The 16,811-nt window shown below is 60.5% G+C and carries 16 protein-coding genes; 5 read left to right on the forward strand and 11 right to left on the reverse strand.

Annotated elements, in window-relative coordinates:
• Positions 1-287: 287 nt before the first annotated feature.
• Genes PG888_RS18060 through PG888_RS18085 form a run of 6 tightly spaced genes read right to left on the reverse strand, consistent with a single transcriptional unit; the run spans position 288 to position 5,115 of the window.
• Entirely contained in the window at positions 288-1,466 is a 1,179-nt protein-coding gene (locus tag PG888_RS18060; RefSeq protein ID WP_270693956.1) for a hypothetical protein, read from the reverse strand.
• A 2-nt stretch (positions 1,467-1,468) separates the two neighbouring features.
• Positions 1,469-2,131, reverse strand: a complete 663-nt coding sequence (locus tag PG888_RS18065) for an energy transducer TonB (RefSeq protein ID WP_270693955.1) — start codon at positions 2,129-2,131, stop codon at positions 1,469-1,471.
• Positions 2,128-2,529 (reverse strand): ExbD/TolR family protein, encoded by a 402-nt coding sequence (locus PG888_RS18070; protein WP_270693954.1) that lies wholly within the window; start codon positions 2,527-2,529, stop codon positions 2,128-2,130. Before PG888_RS18070 ends, PG888_RS18065 begins: the two co-directional genes overlap by 4 nt.
• Positions 2,526-3,056, reverse strand: a complete 531-nt coding sequence (locus PG888_RS18075) for a MotA/TolQ/ExbB proton channel family protein (protein WP_005342370.1) — start codon at positions 3,054-3,056, stop codon at positions 2,526-2,528. The genes PG888_RS18070 and PG888_RS18075 overlap by 4 nt, the downstream gene beginning before the upstream one ends.
• Complete coding sequence (locus PG888_RS18080; RefSeq protein ID WP_270693953.1) at positions 3,053-4,357, reverse strand: MotA/TolQ/ExbB proton channel family protein; 1,305 nt, start codon at positions 4,355-4,357, stop codon at positions 3,053-3,055. The genes PG888_RS18075 and PG888_RS18080 overlap by 4 nt, the downstream gene beginning before the upstream one ends.
• Positions 4,354-5,115: a DUF3450 domain-containing protein gene (locus PG888_RS18085; protein ID WP_005357258.1), complete on the reverse strand. Its 762-nt coding sequence runs from the start codon at positions 5,113-5,115 to the stop codon at positions 4,354-4,356. Before PG888_RS18085 ends, PG888_RS18080 begins: the two co-directional genes overlap by 4 nt.
• 210 nt (positions 5,116-5,325) lie before the next feature.
• On the opposite strand from PG888_RS18085, the gene PG888_RS18090 reads away from it, so the two are divergent.
• Positions 5,326-6,102 carry a helix-turn-helix transcriptional regulator gene (locus PG888_RS18090; RefSeq protein WP_058052634.1) on the forward strand — a complete coding sequence of 259 codons (777 nt, stop codon included), beginning with the start codon at positions 5,326-5,328 and terminating at the stop codon, positions 6,100-6,102.
• A 74-nt stretch (positions 6,103-6,176) separates the two neighbouring features.
• Here the strand turns inward: PG888_RS18090 and glmS are convergent, their stop codons facing one another.
• Both glmS and PG888_RS18100 read right to left on the reverse strand, forming a co-directional pair.
• Positions 6,177-8,009, reverse strand: coding sequence for a glutamine--fructose-6-phosphate transaminase (isomerizing) (gene glmS, locus PG888_RS18095; RefSeq protein ID WP_270693952.1), 1,833 nt, complete (start codon positions 8,007-8,009; stop codon positions 6,177-6,179).
• A 56-nt stretch (positions 8,010-8,065) separates the two neighbouring features.
• Positions 8,066-8,839, reverse strand: coding sequence for a DeoR/GlpR family DNA-binding transcription regulator (locus PG888_RS18100; protein WP_005339356.1), 774 nt, complete (start codon positions 8,837-8,839; stop codon positions 8,066-8,068).
• Between the two features lie 122 nt (positions 8,840-8,961).
• On the opposite strand from PG888_RS18100, the gene blrA reads away from it, so the two are divergent.
• The 4 genes from blrA (at position 8,962) to creD (ending at position 13,439) form a co-directional block, all read left to right on the forward strand.
• Positions 8,962-9,636, forward strand: coding sequence for a beta-lactam response regulator transcription factor BlrA (gene blrA, locus PG888_RS18105; RefSeq protein WP_270693950.1), 675 nt, complete (start codon positions 8,962-8,964; stop codon positions 9,634-9,636).
• Positions 9,633-11,054, forward strand: a complete 1,422-nt coding sequence (gene blrB, locus PG888_RS18110) for a beta-lactam sensor histidine kinase BlrB (RefSeq protein WP_270693949.1) — start codon at positions 9,633-9,635, stop codon at positions 11,052-11,054. Before blrA ends, blrB begins: the two co-directional genes overlap by 4 nt.
• Before the next feature lie 96 nt (positions 11,055-11,150).
• The gene (gene blaOXA, locus PG888_RS18115; protein WP_270693948.1) at positions 11,151-11,945 is read left to right on the forward strand and encodes an OXA-12 family class D beta-lactamase; all 795 of its coding nucleotides are present in this window, start codon (positions 11,151-11,153) and stop codon (positions 11,943-11,945) included.
• A 120-nt stretch (positions 11,946-12,065) separates the two neighbouring features.
• Complete coding sequence (gene creD / locus PG888_RS18120) at positions 12,066-13,439, forward strand: cell envelope integrity protein CreD (RefSeq protein WP_270693947.1); 1,374 nt, start codon at positions 12,066-12,068, stop codon at positions 13,437-13,439.
• Positions 13,440-13,494: 55 nt separating this feature from the next.
• Here the strand turns inward: creD and glmU are convergent, their stop codons facing one another.
• The 3 genes from glmU to atpD form a co-directional block, all read right to left on the reverse strand.
• Positions 13,495-14,856, reverse strand: coding sequence for a bifunctional UDP-N-acetylglucosamine diphosphorylase/glucosamine-1-phosphate N-acetyltransferase GlmU (gene glmU, locus PG888_RS18125; RefSeq protein WP_270693946.1), 1,362 nt, complete (start codon positions 14,854-14,856; stop codon positions 13,495-13,497).
• Between the two features lie 95 nt (positions 14,857-14,951).
• Complete coding sequence (locus PG888_RS18130; RefSeq protein WP_005342354.1) at positions 14,952-15,380, reverse strand: F0F1 ATP synthase subunit epsilon; 429 nt, start codon at positions 15,378-15,380, stop codon at positions 14,952-14,954.
• An 18-nt stretch (positions 15,381-15,398) separates the two neighbouring features.
• Positions 15,399-16,787, reverse strand: coding sequence for a F0F1 ATP synthase subunit beta (atpD, locus tag PG888_RS18135; protein WP_005342353.1), 1,389 nt, complete (start codon positions 16,785-16,787; stop codon positions 15,399-15,401).
• Positions 16,788-16,811: the final 24 nt, after the last annotated feature.

Consider the following 16,811-nt stretch of genomic DNA (forward strand, 5'->3'; position numbering starts at 1 on the left):
GAGTGCCCACACAGATTGCTTGATTCAAATTGTTAAAGAGCGTCACGCTTGTCGCGTTGAGGAGGCGCATATTACGCTCCTCACTTCGAAAGTCAAGCGATTGTTTTCGCTTTTCTTTCGGCGCCCACTTCATTAAGAAGCTAGCTCATCAGTCCGGCGTGTTCCGCCGTGCTGGTAGGGGCGCATTATAGGGAGCCGCGCCGGGATGACAAGGGCTTTTTGCAAAAATGCGTTCGTTTGCTGAAAAAGCGAACTGAACACCCCAAAACAGCCCCTTGGCACCACATTTACGCCGCTTTTTTGCTCAACTCTTCGCTTTGTGCCCGGATATAGTTGACCCAGCTGGTTGCCTTCTGTTGCCAGTTATCCTGTTGCTGCAGCTCACGGGCCAGTTCCAGCGCCTGGGCATACTGCTCCTTATTAAGGTGTGCCTGCACCAGCAATGCTTTGGCACGATTGCCTTGCTCGCCTTTCACCGATGTGATGGCGGCGAGCTGGGTCATAGCGGCATCTGTCTTGCCTTGTTGCAGCAGCAGTTCGGCGGCGCGCATGGCGGCTTTGGGCTGACCGTGCAGGTTGGCCAGCTGTTGCCAGCTATCGACCGCTTGTGACCACTCCCGGGCACCTTCCCACAATTGGGCCAGCAGTTGGCGGTTTTCAGCACTTTGCTTCATCTGTCCCTTGGCCATGGCCGCCTCCAGCAAACAGGCACCACGATAAGGCAGCCCTTGCCAGGCATAGAGGCGGATCAGCTGATTGCGGGCAGACGCGTCATCCATCAGTTTTTTGTCGATGCCTGTTTGCAGCAGGGCCAGCGCCTGATCGCCACGTTTGGCGGAAAGGTTGAGTGAGACAGCCTGCTGCCACCATTTGCTCTCTGTCGGCTCGTGACGGATCAGCTCGGCCGCCTGATCGGCTGCCACGCCATAACGTTGCTGAGCGGTCAGGGCAGAGAGACGAATGATGGCGGCCTGCTTCTGCCAACCCTTCTTCAACAACTGTTCGCTCTGGCTGGCGGCGTCACCGTACTGCTTGTTGTGGTAATAGAGGCCGGCCAGACGCAGGTGCAGCCCATCGTCTTGCTTCAGTGCCAGCGCCGCCTTGTAGCTGGCGATGGCACCAGACCAGTTGGATTGCTGGGCCTGAATATCGCCGCGCAGTCGCAGCAGCTGGAGCTGTTGCTGCTCGGGCCACTCTTTATAGGCAAGGGCCTGTTCGACATAACGGCTCGCCTGAGCTGTCTGTTGCAGATTGGCCGCCAGCGAGGCTTGCAGCTGGGCCAGCCAGGCACGCTCGGCATCGCTATTTGGCTTGAGGCCGGATGCCTTGCTCTGGGCTTGTTGCCACTGGCCAGACTGATAGAGCTTCATCACGGGTTCAAGCTGACGGGAGAAGTGAGGGCTGACCTCCATCGCCAGACAGGCTTGGCCGACCAGGGCCAGCAGACAGATCCAGATCCGCAACATAGTTATGACTCCAGTTTGAATTTGAGCGTGATGACTTGCACCAGCTTGTCGGTGGCACCCGGTCTCGGCTGATAGCGCCACTTGTTGATCGCCTGAATGGCCGCCCGCTCGAACTGACGCTTGGGCTTGGCCTCGACCACTTCCACATCCTGCACGCCACCTTCGGCATTCACGCTAAAGCGCAGGGTGACGAATCCTTCGATCCCTGACTGCTTGGCGCGATAGGGGTAAACCGGCTCGATCCGTTGCAACGGCATCAGCATGTCACCAACGCCGATGCCCGCCCCCTGCTGCTGGCCGTGATAGTTGCCACTCAATACCGGTGCGGTACTGGTCGCCACACCGGGGGCATAGACCTGCACCGCGCTGAGGCTGGAAACCAGATCCAGACTCGGCTCAACGGCCGCCAAGGGGGCTGCTGCGGGCATCGGCAGCGGTGTCGAGGCCAATGCAGCGGGAGGCTCTGGCAGAGGTTCAGGCTCCTGCGGTACCGGACGCTCGCGCACCTGCACTTCGGTCACCTCGTTCTGCATATTGATGACGATGGGCTTCTGTTCGCTCGCCACCTTCTCGCCTCGGGGCGGTTCAACCAGGGTGGCCATAAACAGCAGGATACCCAGACTGAGGGCAAGCCCCAGCCCCAGGCTCATCAGCTTGTATTTCATTTCGGCGCCACCGCCACGGCGATATTGGCAATACCCGCCGCCTTGGCCTCATCCATCACCCGCACCACCTTGCCGTGGGGCACCCGCTCGTCGGCCTGGATCACCAGGCTGGCATCGGGCTGCTCCGCCAGCAGGCGGGCGATGGTGGCCTGTACCCGCGCCACATCGATCTGCTTGCGGTCGAGGAAGATCTGACCCTGAGCCCCGATCGCCAGCATGATGCTGGAGGATTTCTGCGCCTTGGCCTGATTGGCCTGGGGTCTGTGCACCTCGAGCCCGGCTTCGCGCACGAAGGAGGTGGTGACAATAAAGAAGATCAGCATGATGAACACGATATCCAGCATGGGGGTCATGTCGATCTGCACTTCGTCACGCTGGCGTTTGGATTGCCGTCTCATTGCATTACCTTCTCTTCTCGCAGGCCGTCCCGAGTCTTGGCCAGCGCACGCTTGGCCTGACTCTCGAGCCGACTGAGTAACAACACGCCGGAGAGCGCCACCACCATGCCTGCCATGGTAGGGATGGTGGCGCGGGAGATCCCGCCCGCCATGCTCTCCGGGTTAAAGCGGTTGGCCGCGGCCAACGCATCGAATACGCCGATCATGCCGGTCACAGTGCCCAGCAACCCCAGCATGGGACAGAGCACCACCAGGGTGCGGATGAAGATCAGATGACGGTTCAGTTCCAGCTCTGCCTGCGCCAGCCAGCGGCTGCGGATCGCCCGGGCGTACCAGCTGTGGCGCTCGCTGCGTGCCTGCCAGCGGCCGAGCAGCTGTTGCTGCAACGGGCCGAAACCTAGATTGAGGTAGAGCAGCCGCTCGATCATCAAAATCCACATCAGCACCAGCAGGGCCAGAATGACCCAGAGCACCGGGCCGCCACGGCCCATGAAGCTCTGCAGCTGTTGCCAGATGTCGAGCATCATGCTGCTCGCTCCATCCCGCCGTGATTGCTCTCGGCGCGCTCGGCCAGAATGCCGGCCACCTGCTGCTCCAGCACATTGGAGAGCTCGGTGAAGCGGGACTGCAGCAGGCTGTGAGCCAGGATCAGCGGGATGGCCGCAACCAGACCCTGTACCGTGGTGACCAGCGCCATGGAGATGCCGCCCGCCATGATCTTGGGATCGCCGGTGCCAAACTGGGTGATGGCCTGGAAGGTGCCGATCATCCCGGTTACGGTACCGAGCAGACCCAGCATGGGGGCGATGGCCGCGATCACCTTGACCATGCCGATGCCGCGCTCCATGCGAGGGGTCTCCTGCAGGATTGCCTCATCAAGACGCAGTTCGAGGGTCTCCATGCTCAGCTCGGGATGCTTGTCAGCTACCGTCAGCACTCGACCGAGGGCATTGTCGGCATGGTACTCGCCGCTCTTGAGCTGGCGACGAACCCGACCCAGCTCACGGGAGAGGCTCCACAGCCGTACCGCCGCAATTCCCAGACCGATGGCGGCCAGCAGCACGATAATGGCGCCGACCTGACCACCTTGCTGTACCTGCTGCCAGAAGGTGGGCGCCTGCGCCAGCATCGCCAGCAGAGCGCCATGGGAAGGATCAAGCGGCAGCGCTTCCCCTTCCTGACCCTGATAAGCCGCAACGGCAGAGAGCACGCTACCGGGCAGACCCAGCACCGGGCTCAGGCCTTCGGCGGTCGGTTGCAGGAAGCCGTCGCTCCCCAGCAGGGCAAAGCTGCCAACCCGGGTCAGCGACTGCTCGCTGGCAGCCCCCTGGGCATCGAGCACCTTGCCGTTGAATTGGGCAATCTGGCCAGATTCGCGGATCTCCCGCAGCAGCGTGGCGGGCAGCAGGGCGAGGGCGGCGCGATCCGGCACCTGTTTATCCTGTGCCATGGCTTTCAGCGGGGCGAGACGCTCCGGGTACTGGCCCTCGACGGCGGATTCGCTCAGCAGCTTGACTGCATCGCTGGCACCCTGACGGGTGACCGCGAAGATCTCGTTCATGTCGCCGGAGGCTTGCTCCCATTGGGCGTTGAGCTCGACCAGCTGCTTCTCGTTGCTGGCGAACTTGCCTGCCAGCTCCTTGCTCAGGCGCTGAGCCTCGGCCAGTCTGGCGCGGGCAGTGCCGAGCGCCTTGGCAACGGTCGCCAGATCTTGCTGAGCCTGCTGTTCGCGAGCCTGTTCCTGCTGCTGCCACTCATCGGCGACAGCGGCGTTGGCACCGCAGGAGAGGGCAATAAGGAGGGGGAACCACTTCATGGTGACTCTCATGATTGGGCCTCCTGACTACGGCTGACAGAGAGGGGGACATTGAGCAACTGGGGAACTTTCTTGTCGGCGGCCACATCCATCGCCTCGGCGATGGGGGAGAGCCACTGGCTGTCGAGGGCTTGCCACTGCTTCGCCTCGGCAGACCAGCGCCATGCCTGACTGCGATCGGCAGTCATCGCCAGCAGGGAGACCCGACCCAGCGCCAGCACATCGACCCGACGCGGGGCACCATCCAGCTCCAGCTCGGCAGAATAGCTATCCATCCGACTGCCATATTCGGCTTCGATCTGATAGGCCTGCAGCAGCTGGCGGAATTTCTCCGCCTCGCTCACATCGGCGCGGGCCAGGGTCGCTTTCAGCTGTTCCACCCGCGCCAAACGATCTTCCTTGCGCAGCGGGATGTCGTTTTGCACCAGCTGTTCCAGATCTGCCTGCATCTGCAACATCAGCGGGATCAAGCCCTGACGGGTCTCTTGCACCGCTTCCAGCTGCTGGCTCAGCTTGCCCAGCTCATTTTGCTGATCGGCCACCAGAGATTGCATGTAGCGGTTGTAGGCTTCGAGGTCGCGCAGTTGCAGCTGGGCATTTTGCAGCTCCAGTCGTGCGGCAACGGCGGCATCGGCGGCTTTTTCCACCCGCTGCTGAGAGGCTTTCCCGGCAGCTATGCTGTTCTTGAGGGCGGGAGCAACCAGCTCATCCCCGATGGCAGCAAAGTGGACTGACAGTGGCAGCAGGGCCACACCCCATAACTTGTTCATTGAAATACATCTTATTAATGATAACTATTATCATTATCTCAAATGCAGCGCAGACTGGCAACGAGAGGATTTCCTTGGCCTTTATGCACAAAAACAGGATAATTTTTAAGCACGCACGGAATAAGTGGCGCCAATAGCCACCGCACAAATATAAATAACGAGAAAAAATCTTTTCGATCAGTGTGATAGAGATCGAAAAAGGAGAAAGTAATGCTCAACGATGCGATCTGGGAACATATCGACCAGTTCACCAAGGCAACAAAAACCAGCGATATCCAGCAACTGCTGGAGCGCTTCAGTCATCAAATGGGCTTTGATTACTTTCGGCTGCTGATTATTTTCCCCATCAGCATGCAAAAATCCCACGTGGCACTGTTCAACAACTGTCCGACTACCTGGTTTGACGCCTATAGCGAAAACCAGTATCTGACCCAGGATCCGGTGGTCTATCTGGGGCTGAAACAGACCCAACCGATCTTCTGGAACAAGCTCGACTGCGACTCGCCCTGGCTGCCCAGCGCCAGCCGCGACGTGATGAACCTGGCGGCCGATTTCGGGGTACGCAATGGCGTCTCCTTTCCGCTGCACACCCCGCAGGGGGAGCACGGCATCCTGTCATTCATCACCAAGGAGAAATCCAACTCCGACCTGATGTTTGAAAATGTCCCGCTGCTGTCGTTCTGCGCCAGCTACATCTTCAACTCCGCGCTGCAACTGATCAAAAGCAGACCGGATATGATGAAATACCTGACCGAACTGTCGGATCGGGAGAAGGAGTGCCTGTTCTGGGCCAGCGAGGGCAAGACCTCCTGGGAGATCGCCACCATCCTCGGAATCAGTGAGCGGACGGTCAACTTTCACCTGACCCAGGTGACCAACAAGACCGACTCGAAAAACCGCAGTCAGGCCATCGCCAAAGGGATCACCAGCGGCATCATAGTGCCCTCCCTCGACGAGGTGACCATCACCAACCTGCGGCTGTCGTAACCCCTCAGCCGAAACAAAAAGAGCCGCAATTGCGGCTCTTTTTCATTTCAGAAAGTGACTTATCAGAGAGTGACTTACTCAACGGTCACCGATTTTGCCAGGTTGCGCGGCTGGTCCACGTCGGTACCCTTGATAAGGGCAACGTGGTAGGAGAGCAGCTGCAGCGGCACGGTATAGACGATGGGAGCGATCACCTCTTCCACATGGTTGAGGTTCATGACCCGCATGGTCTCGTCGCTCTTGAAGCCGGTATCGGCATCGGCGAACACGTAGAGGATACCGCCACGGGCACGCACCTCTTCCACGTTGGACTTGAGTTTCTCCAGCAGATCGTTGTTCGGTGCCACCACAATGATGGGCATCTCGGCATCGATCAGCGCCAGCGGGCCGTGCTTCAGTTCACCAGCAGCATAGGCTTCGGCGTGGATGTAGGAGATCTCTTTGAGCTTGAGAGCCCCTTCCATGGCGATGGGGTACTGGCTGCCACGGCCGAGGAACAGGCTGTGCTGCTTGTCGGCAAACTCTTCGGCCAGGGTTTCGATATCCTTGGCCAGCGCCAGGCTCTCTTTAATGCGCAGCGGCAGGGCTTGCAGTGCCTTGACCAGTTCGGCCTCGGCGGTAGCGCTCAGGTTGCCACGGCAGTGACCGACCGAGGCCACCAGCATCAGCAGACCAGCCAGCTGGGTGGTGAACGCCTTGGTGGAGGCCACGCCAATTTCGGCACCGGCACGGGTCATGAAAGCCAGATCCGATTCACGCACCAGCGAAGAGCCCGGCACGTTGCAGATAGCCAGCGAGCTCATGTAGCCGGACTCCTTGGCCAGACGCAGCGCCGCCAGGGTATCGGCGGTCTCGCCACTCTGGGAGAGGGTCACCAGCAGGCTGTTGGGGCGCACCACCGATTTGCGATAGCGGAACTCGGAGGCGATCTCCACATCGCAGGAGATGCCAGCGATCTCTTCGAACCAGTAGCGGGCCACCATGCCGGAGTTGTAGGAGGTGCCACAGGCGACGATCTGCACGTGTTCGACCTTGTCGAAGATGGCGCGGGCACCGTTGCCGAAGGATTCGACCACCACGTGATCGCTGCCCAGACGCCCTTCCAGGGTGTTGGTGATGGCTTTGGGCTGCTCGTAGATCTCTTTGAGCATGTAGTGGCGGTATTCGCCCTTGTCACCGGCATCATGGGAGAGTTCGGACTCCTGCTCCTCGCGCACCACGGCGTTGCCGTTGGTATCGAAGATGTGTACGTCGCGGCGGGTCACCTCAGCCACATCACCCTCTTCCAGGAAGATGAAACGGCGGGTCACCGGCAGCAGCGCCATCTGATCGGAGGCGATGAAGTTCTCGCCGATACCACGGCCGATCACCAGCGGCGAACCGGAGCGGGCAACCACCACGCGGCTGTCGTCGCGGCTGTCCATCACCACGGTACCGTAGGCACCGCGCAGCTGCTTCACCGCAATCTGCATGGCGACCAGCAGGCTGGGGGCGCTCTTCAGCTCGTGATGGACCAGATGGGCAATCACCTCGGTATCGGTATCAGAGCTGAACACATAGCCCAGCGCCTTCAACTCTTCCCGCAGATCTTCGTGGTTCTCGATGATGCCGTTGTGCACCACCACGATATGCTCGGAGACGTGGGGGTGGGCGTTGCGCTCGGAAGGCTCGCCGTGGGTGGCCCAGCGGGTATGGGCGATGCCGGTACCGCCATGGACGGACTGCTCGTCGAGCGCCTTGGCCAGCTCGGCCACCTTGCCCAGACGGCGAACCCGCTGCAGCGGCTGGTTGGCGCTGAACACGGCCACACCGGCGGAGTCATAACCGCGGTACTCCAGACGGCGCAGGCCCTCTACCAGAATTTCAGCCACATCACGTTGGGCAACAGCCCCGACGATGCCACACATACACTTCTCCTTGAGATGCAAATCGTAAAGTCAGTTGGATGGTTCAGAGCTCGATGTCAGCAAGTGACCGGGGCGCAGATAAGCGTCACCCCCTGGGCTTGAATCTGTTCTCTGGCCTCGCTGGCCAGCCCCTCGTCGGTCACCAGGGTATGGATGCTCGACCAGGGAAGTTCGAGATTGGGGATCTTGCGGCCGATCTTTTCCGATTCGACCATCACAATGACCTCCCGCGATACCTCGGCCATCACCCGCGACAAGCCCACCAGCTCGTTGAAGGTGGTGGTGCCACGCTCCGGGTCGATGCCGTCGGCACCGATAAAGAGCTGGTCGAAGTCGTAGGAGCGCAGCACCTGTTCCGCCACCTGCCCCTGAAAGGATTCGGAGTGAGGGTCCCAAGTGCCACCGGTCATTAACAGGGTAGGCTCATTTTCCAGCTCGCGCAGGGCACCGGCCACATTGAGGGAGTTGGTCATCACGATGAGGCCGCGCTTGTTGCCCAGCATGGGGATCATGGCGCTGGTGGTACTGCCGCTGTCGATGATGACGCGGTTGTGATCACGCAGTCGCTCGGCCGCCGCGCGGGCAATGGCTAACTTTCGGTTCGAAACTTGTTCAGGATTGGCCTCGACCACCATCTCGCTCGGCAAGGGGACGGCGCCACCGTAACGGCGCAGCAGCAGACCGCCGGTCTCCAGTACCGCCAGATCTTTACGGATGGTCACTTCGGAGGTAGAAAAGTGTTTGGCGAGGGCGTCGACACTCACTTCACCCTGCTCTTGTACCAGGGTAACTATGGTGTGGCGGCGTTGTTGAGTATTACGTTTAGTCATTTTTAAGTTTCGATTCGAAAGAACATCGAAATGTTAGCCTCTTTTTCGGAAAAATAAAACAGCAAATAGGATCCGATTTGGTTCGATGCCAGAATGGGGGGCCAATTTGCGACGAGGATGCCATGCAAAAGAGAGTCATCTGGCTGGTGGAGGATGAGGCCAGCATCGCCGATACCCTGATTTACGCCCTGCAGACCGACGGGTTCGAGGTGGAGTGGTTCATGTTGGGCCAGCAGTTACTGACACGACTGGAACAGACGCGACCCGACTTCCTGATCCTCGATGTGGGGCTGCCCGACATCAGCGGTTTCGAACTCTGCAAGCAGGTGAGGGCGCTGACCGATATTCCCCTGATGTTCCTCACCGCCCGCAGCGAGGAGATAGACCGGCTGATCGGGCTGGAGATCGGGGCCGACGACTATGTGGCCAAACCCTTCTCGCCACGGGAAGTGTGTGCCCGGGTGCGGGTCATCCTGCGCCGCAGCCAGCCTGTCGCCCCCCAACCCAGCGCTCTGCTGGTGCTGGATGAGGAGCGGGCCCGCATCCATTTTCGCGGCCAACCGCTGGCCCTCACCCGCTACGAATATCTGCTGCTCAAGACTCTGATGCTGGCGCCGGGGCGGGTCTACTCGCGCCAGCAACTGATGGATCTGGTGTGGCAGGATGCCGAGGAGAGTCTGGATCGCACCGTCGATACCCATATCAAGACCATCCGCGCCAAGCTGCGCGAGCAGGACCCCGAGGCCAACCTGATCCTCACCCATCGTGGACTGGGCTACAGCCTGGAGCTGGCATGAGACTCGGGCTGCAACTGCTTTGCGGGCTGCTGCTGATCTTCGCGCTGGCCGCCTGGTTCGTGCTGGAGATCTTCGTCGAGGAGATCAAACCCGGGGTGCGCAGCGCCACCGAGGATACTCTGGTGGACATGACCCAGCTGCTGGCGCCGCTGGCGCTGGATGATCTGCAAGAGGGCAATATGATGAACGGGCGGTTGGCCAGCGCCTTCGCCCGCCTCAACCAGAATCCCATCAATGCGATGATCGATGGCCACCTGAAGCAGCAGGCGGAGTACCGCATCTATGTCACTGACCGGCAGGGCATGGTGATTTACGACTCCGACGGCACAGATCTGGGCAAGGACTATTCCCGCTGGAACGATGTCTACCGCACCCTGCGCGGCCAGTATGGCGCCCGCAGCACCCGCACCGATCCCGACGATGCAGCCAGTTCGACCATGTATGTGGCGGCGCCACTGCGGGAAGGGGCCGAGATCATCGGCTCCCTCACCGTCGCCAAACCCAACCGCACCCTGATGCCAGCTATCGAGCGGGGGGAACAAGAGCTGCTGCGGGCCGGTGGCCAGATGCTGCTCATCTCGCTGCTGATCGGCAGCCTGCTGGTGTGGTGGCTCAACCGCGCCATCGGCAAGCTGGTGCACTACGCCGACTCGGTCAGCAAGGGGGAGCCGGCACCGCTGCCACGGCTGCACACCGTCGAACTGGATCGGCTCGGCCGCTCGCTGGAGACCATGCGCCACCAGCTTGATGGCAAAAGCTACATCGAGGACTACGTCCACAGCCTGACCCACGAGCTGAAGAGCCCGCTCGCCGCCATTCGCGGGGCAGGGGAGATTTTGGCCGAAACGCCGCCCCCCGAGGTGGCCAAACGGTTTATCGGCAACATCAATCTGGAAACCGCCCGCATGCAGCAGCTGATCGAGCGAATGCTGCAACTGGCACGACTGGAGTCGGGGCAGGGGCTGGATCGCCAGTCGGTGGAACCGGCAAAACTGGGCAAGCGCACCCTCGATGCTCGCCAGATCATCGCCCAACGCCGCCAGGTCGAGTTGGTGGCCGAACTGGCCAGCGCGCCAAAACAGAAGTGGGATCCACTGCTGGTGGAGCAGGCCATCGGTAACCTGCTGGATAACGCCATCGACTTCTCTCCCGCCAACGGGCTGGTCACCCTGAGCGGCAGCCAGCAGGAGGAGGGTTACTGCTTCCGGGTTTGCGACAGCGGCCCCGGCATTCCCGACTACGCCCTGCCGCGCATCTTCGAGCGCTTCTACTCCCTGCCACGGCCGGACAAGGGCAAGAGCAGCGGTCTGGGGCTCAGTTTCGCCCACGAGGTGGCCCACCAGCATGGTGGCCGCCTGACCCTGAGCAACCGGCCGGAAGGAGGCGCGCTGGCGGAACTCTGGCTGCCATTCGCTTAGTCACCTCCCCGCCACTTCACATTCACCACACAAAGCGGCGTTAGACTGCCGCCTTATCTTATTGATTAGCCTCATCCATTTGCTCAAGGAAATGCTATGTCCCGCCTGCTTCTCTCCAGCCTGCTGGCTGCCGGTCTACTCGCCGCTCTGCCCGCCTCCGCCGCCAGCGGCTGTTTTCTCTATGCTGACGGCAACGGCCAGACCCTCTCCAGCGAAGGGGATTGCTCCAGCCAGCTGCCGCCCGCGTCTACCTTCAAGATCCCGCTGGCGCTGATGGGTTACGACAGCGGTTTTCTGGTGGATGAAGAGCATCCGGCGCTGCCCTTCAAACCGGGTTACGACGACTGGCTACCCGCCTGGCGCGAAACCACCACCCCGCGCCGCTGGGAAACCTACTCGGTGGTCTGGTTCTCCCAGCAGATCACCGAATGGCTGGGGATGGCGCGCTTCCAGCAGTACGTCGACCGCTTCGACTACGGCAACCGGGATCTCTCCGGCAATCCGGGCAAGCATGACGGCCTGACCCAGGCCTGGCTCAGCTCCAGCCTTGCCATCAGCCCGGAGGAGCAGGCCCGCTTCCTCGGCAAGATGGTGAGCGGCAAGCTGCCGGTCTCGGCGCAGACCCTGCAGTACACCGCCAATATCCTCAAGGTGAGCGAGATCGACGGCTGGCAGATCCACGGCAAGACCGGCATGGGCTACCCGAAGAAGCTGGATGGCAGCCTCAACCGCGATCAGCAGATCGGCTGGTTCGTCGGCTGGGCCAGCAAACCGGGCAAGCAGCTGATCTTCGTCCATACCGTGGTGCAAAAGCCCGGCAAGCAGTTCGCCTCCCTCAAGGCGAAAGAAGAGGTGCTGGCCGCCCTGCCCGGGAAGCTGAAGACCCTGTAATTCCTCCAGAAACCGGCGCAATGCCGGTTTTTTTATCCCCCTTCACCACCACTTCACACAAGCCCATCACCACTTCACGCCGGACTGACAGACTCGCTCCATCCAACAAGGAGACGTGTCATGGTCAAACAGATATTCACCCACAAGATCTTTCTGCTGCTGTTGCTCAGCTTGCTGTTGATGGTACCGGTGCAATCCATCATGGAGCTGAACCGGGAGCGTCAGGCTTACCGCAGTCAGGCCATTCACAGCATCATGGCCAGCAGCAGCGGCCCGCAGCGACTGATGGGACCCATCCTGGTGCAGCCTTATACCCGCTCGATGACGGTCGAACAGGAGGGCAAGCGCTTCGTCCGTCAAGAGCAGATCTACAGCTACCTGCTGCCGGAGCAGCTGGATATCAAGGCCAACATGGAGGTCACCCCGCGCAAGCTGGGCATCTATCAGGCGCAGGTCTATCAGACCCGGCTCACCCTCTCCGGCCGCTTGCCTACCCGACAGAGTCTGCTGGATAGCACGACCCCACCGCTCGGTGAAACGGCCGAGCTGGTGGCGGGCAAACCCTACCTGAGCCTGGTGCTCTCCGATGCTCGCGGTATCAACAGCGTCCCCGAACTGCAACTCGGCACCCAGCGGATCCCGTTTTCCCCCGGCGCCCGCCTCGGTGACGCGCTGGCGGGTATCCATGCCCCGCTCGACAGCCTGCCACAACAGGATGGCACCTTCCATCTGGAGCTCAATCTGCAGGGGATGAACGCCCTCGATATAGTGCCGCTGGGCAAGGAGAGCACCCTGCTGCTGGCGGGCAACTGGCCCCATCCCAACTTCATCGGCGACTTTCTGCCGGGCAGTCGCACCCTTAGCCCACAAGGGTTTGAGGCCGACTGGCAAACCAGCTGGTTCGCCAGCGACATGGAGACCCGCTTCAACCGGATGATGAACGGGGGCGATAGCAATCTCTCCACCTTCAGCGTCAGTCTGGTGCAGCCGGTGGATCACTATCAGCTCAACGAGCGGGCGGCCAAATATGCCCTGCTGTTTATCGGCCTCACCTTTATCAGCTTCTTCATGTTCGAGCTGCTCAAGGGGCTGCGGGTCCACCCGATCCAGTACGCGCTGGTGGGCATGGGGCTGGCCATCTTCTATCTGGTGTTGCTGGCGCTAACCGAACACCTCGGCTTTGGCTGGGCCTATCTGGTGGCCGCGCTGGCCAGTGTGCTGCTCAACGGCTTCTATCTGAGCCATGTGCTGGGTGGCCCGAAGCAGGGGATCGGCTTCGCGGCGCTGCTCGGGCTGGTCTATGCCATCCTCTACAGCCTGCTGCAGGCTGAAGAGATAGCCCTGCTGCTCGGCGCCCTGCTGCTGTTCACCACCCTGGCGCTGATCATGATGCTGACCCGCAAGCTCGACTGGTATCAGGTGATGGACTACAGCGCCCCCACCACCACATGGGCGGCCCCCCAGCCATCGAGCAGTGACCCCAGCCATCAGTGATAAGCCAAAAAAAACCGGCGCCATCAGGCGCCGGTTCTATTTTATTGATCGGGCATCACTTCTTCTTGACCGGGCGAGCCCAGTTTTTGATGTGACGCTGGGGCACCCGGGTGATCACCAGCTCGTTCTCGGCCACATCCTTGGTGATGGTGGAACCCGCCCCCAGAGTCGCCCCCTTGCCGATGCGCACCGGCGCTACCAGCTGGGTATCGGAACCGACAAACACATCATCCTCGATGATGGTCTGGAACTTGTTCACGCCGTCGTAGTTGCAGGTGATGGTACCGGCACCGATATTCACCTTGGCACCCACCTCGGCATCTCCCAGATAGGTGAGGTGACCACACTTGGAACCAACCCCCAGACGGGCCTTCTTCATCTCGACGAAGTTGCCGACGTGGGCATCCTGCTCCAGCACGGCACCCGGGCGCAGACGGGCAAATGGGCCGACCGAGCACTGATCCGCCACCTGAGCCCCTTCAACGATGGAGTAGGGCTTAACCTCGGTGTGATCGCCAATGACGCAATCCTTCAGCACAGCACCGGCACCGATGCGGACGTGGTTGCCGAGGGTTACCTTGCCTTCGATGATGACGTTGACGTCGATCACCACCTCTTCACCGATCTCGAGGGTTCCGCGCAGATCGAAGCGGGCCGGGTCGATCAGGGTGACACCGGCGATCATCAGCTTCTCGGCCTGCATCTGCTGGTAGCTGCGCTCAAGGGCAGCCAGCTGGACCCGGTTGTTGGCCCCTTCCACCTCGGCGGCACGCTCCGGATGAACAGCTGCAATAGGGCAGCCATCGCCGTGCGCCATGGCGATCACGTCGGTCAGGTAGAACTCGCCCTGAGCATTCTTGTTATCCAGACGCGACAGCCAGCTGCGCAGCTGGCCGCCGTTGGCCACCAGCACGCCGGTGTTCACTTCGCGGATGGTCAGCTGCTCGGCGTTGGCATCTTTCTGCTCTACGATGCCGACCACCTGACCGTTTTCACGGACGATGCGGCCATAGCCGGTGGGGTTGTCCAGCACCACGGTCAGCAGTGCCATGCCATCGCTTGCCTTGGCAGCCAGCAGTCGTTGCAGAGTCTCTGGCTGGATCAGCGGGGTATCGCCGTACAGCACCAGCACGTCGTCTTCATCCTTCCAGAACGGGATGGCCTGGGCAACGGCGTGACCGGTCCCCAACTGCTGCGCCTGCAGCACCCAGTTGACATCGGCAGCGACGATCCGCTCTTTCAGCAGCTCGGCACCGTGGCCATAGACCAGATGCAGCTGCTCGGCGCCCACCTGACGGGCGGTATCGATCACATGGGAAACCATGGGTTTGTTGGCTACCGGGTGCAGTACCTTGGGCAGAACGGAACGCATGCGGGTACCTTTACCCGCCGCCAGGATCACGACGTTGAGAGACATGACTTCGACCTTGAACTTGTGTGGAAATACTCGGCGGAGTCTATCGAACGGGCAAAAAAAAAGCGACCCGAAGGTCGCTTTTTACATCACCGTTATTAGCGGTAATTCTTTTTGACGATATCAATGACTCGCAGTTGAGCCATCGCCTTGGCCAGCTCGGTAGCGGCCTGGGCGTAGTCGATATCACCATGGGAGCTGTGGATCCGCTCTTCGGCTGCGCGCTTGGCTTCCTGGGCTTTCGCCTCATCCAAGTCGTCAGCACGAATCGCGGTGTCCGCCAGCACGGTCACGGATTCAGGTTGTACTTCCAGCATGCCGCCGGAGATGTACAGCACCTCTTCAGTTCCGTTCTGCTTCACCAAGCGGACCAGGCCCGGCTTGATGGCAGTCAGCAACGGAGCATGACCGTGGCGGAGACCCAACTCACCTTCGGAGCCTGATACCTGAGCAGTTTGCACGCGACCGGAAAACAGTTTTCCTTCGGCGCTCACCACATCCAGGTGAAAGGAGATCATCTCTGCCATGGGCCCTCCTGTCGAGGCTTACAGTTTCTTGGATTTCTCGACGACTTCGTCGATACCGCCAACCATGTAGAACGCCTGCTCGGGCAGATCGTCATACTCGCCTTTCAGGATGCCCTGGAAACCACGAATGGTCTCTTTCAGCGGCACGTATTTACCCGGAGAACCGGTAAACACTTCTGCTACGAAGAACGGCTGGGACAGGAAACGCTCGATCTTACGGGCACGGGCTACGGTCAGTTTGTCTTCTTCTGACAGTTCATCCATACCCAGGATGGCGATGATGTCCTTCAGCTCTTTGTAGCGCTGCAGTACGGTCTGAACGCCACGAGCGGTCTCGTAGTGCTCTTTGCCAACTACCAGCGGATCCAGCTGACGAGAGGTAGAGTCCAGCGGGTCAACGGCCGGGTAGATACCCAGTGCCGCGATCTGACGGGACAGTACGACAGTCGCATCCAGGTGGGCGAAGGTGGTCGCCGGAGACGGGTCAGTCAAGTCATCCGCAGGCACGTAAACGGCCTGAACGGAGGTGATGGAACCGGTCTTGGTGGAGGTGATACGTTCTTGCAGAACACCCATCTCCTCGGCCAGGGTCGGCTGGTAACCTACTGCGGAAGGCATACGGCCCAGCAGTGCGGATACTTCAGTACCGGCCAGGGTGTAACGGTAGATGTTGTCCACGAAGAACAGCACGTCACGACCTTCGTCACGGAACTTCTCGGCCATGGTCAGGCCGGTCAGCGCAACGCGCAGACGGTTTCCGGGCGGCTCGTTCATCTGACCGTAAACCAGAGATACTTTGTCCAGTACGTTGGACTCCATCATCTCGTGGTAGAAGTCGTTACCCTCACGAGTACGCTCACCTACACCGGCGAATACAGAGTAACCACTGTGTTCGATCGCGATGTTACGGATCAGCTCCATCATGTTTACGGTTTTGCCTACACCGGCACCACCGAACAGACCCACTTTACCACCCTTGGCGAACGGGCATACCAGGTCGATAACCTTGATGCCGGTCTCCAGCAGATCGTTGCTGTTGGACTGATCTTCGTAGCTGGGGGCAGCGCGGTGGATAGACCAGCACTCTTCTTCACCGATCGGACCTTTTTCGTCGATTGGCTCGCCCAGTACGTTCATGATCCGACCCAGAGTCGCAGTACCGACCGGAACCTGGATGGATTTACCGCTATTCACTACTTCCAACCCACGACGCAGACCGTCGGAGGAGCCCATGGTGATGCAACGAACGACGCCGCCACCGATCTGTTGCTGAACTTCCAGCACCAGACCCTGGCCTTGACCTTCGCTAACGACCTTCAGTGCATCGTACACCTGGGGCACGGCATCCTGCGGGAACTCGATGTCCACCACAGCGCCGATGATTTGGACGATGAAACCGTTACTCATGTCAAATCCTCTAAACCTTTGATA

Origin of the sequence: Aeromonas sp. QDB23, assembly GCF_027707745.1 — a bacterium.
GTDB lineage: Bacteria > Pseudomonadota > Gammaproteobacteria > Enterobacterales > Aeromonadaceae > Aeromonas > Aeromonas allosaccharophila.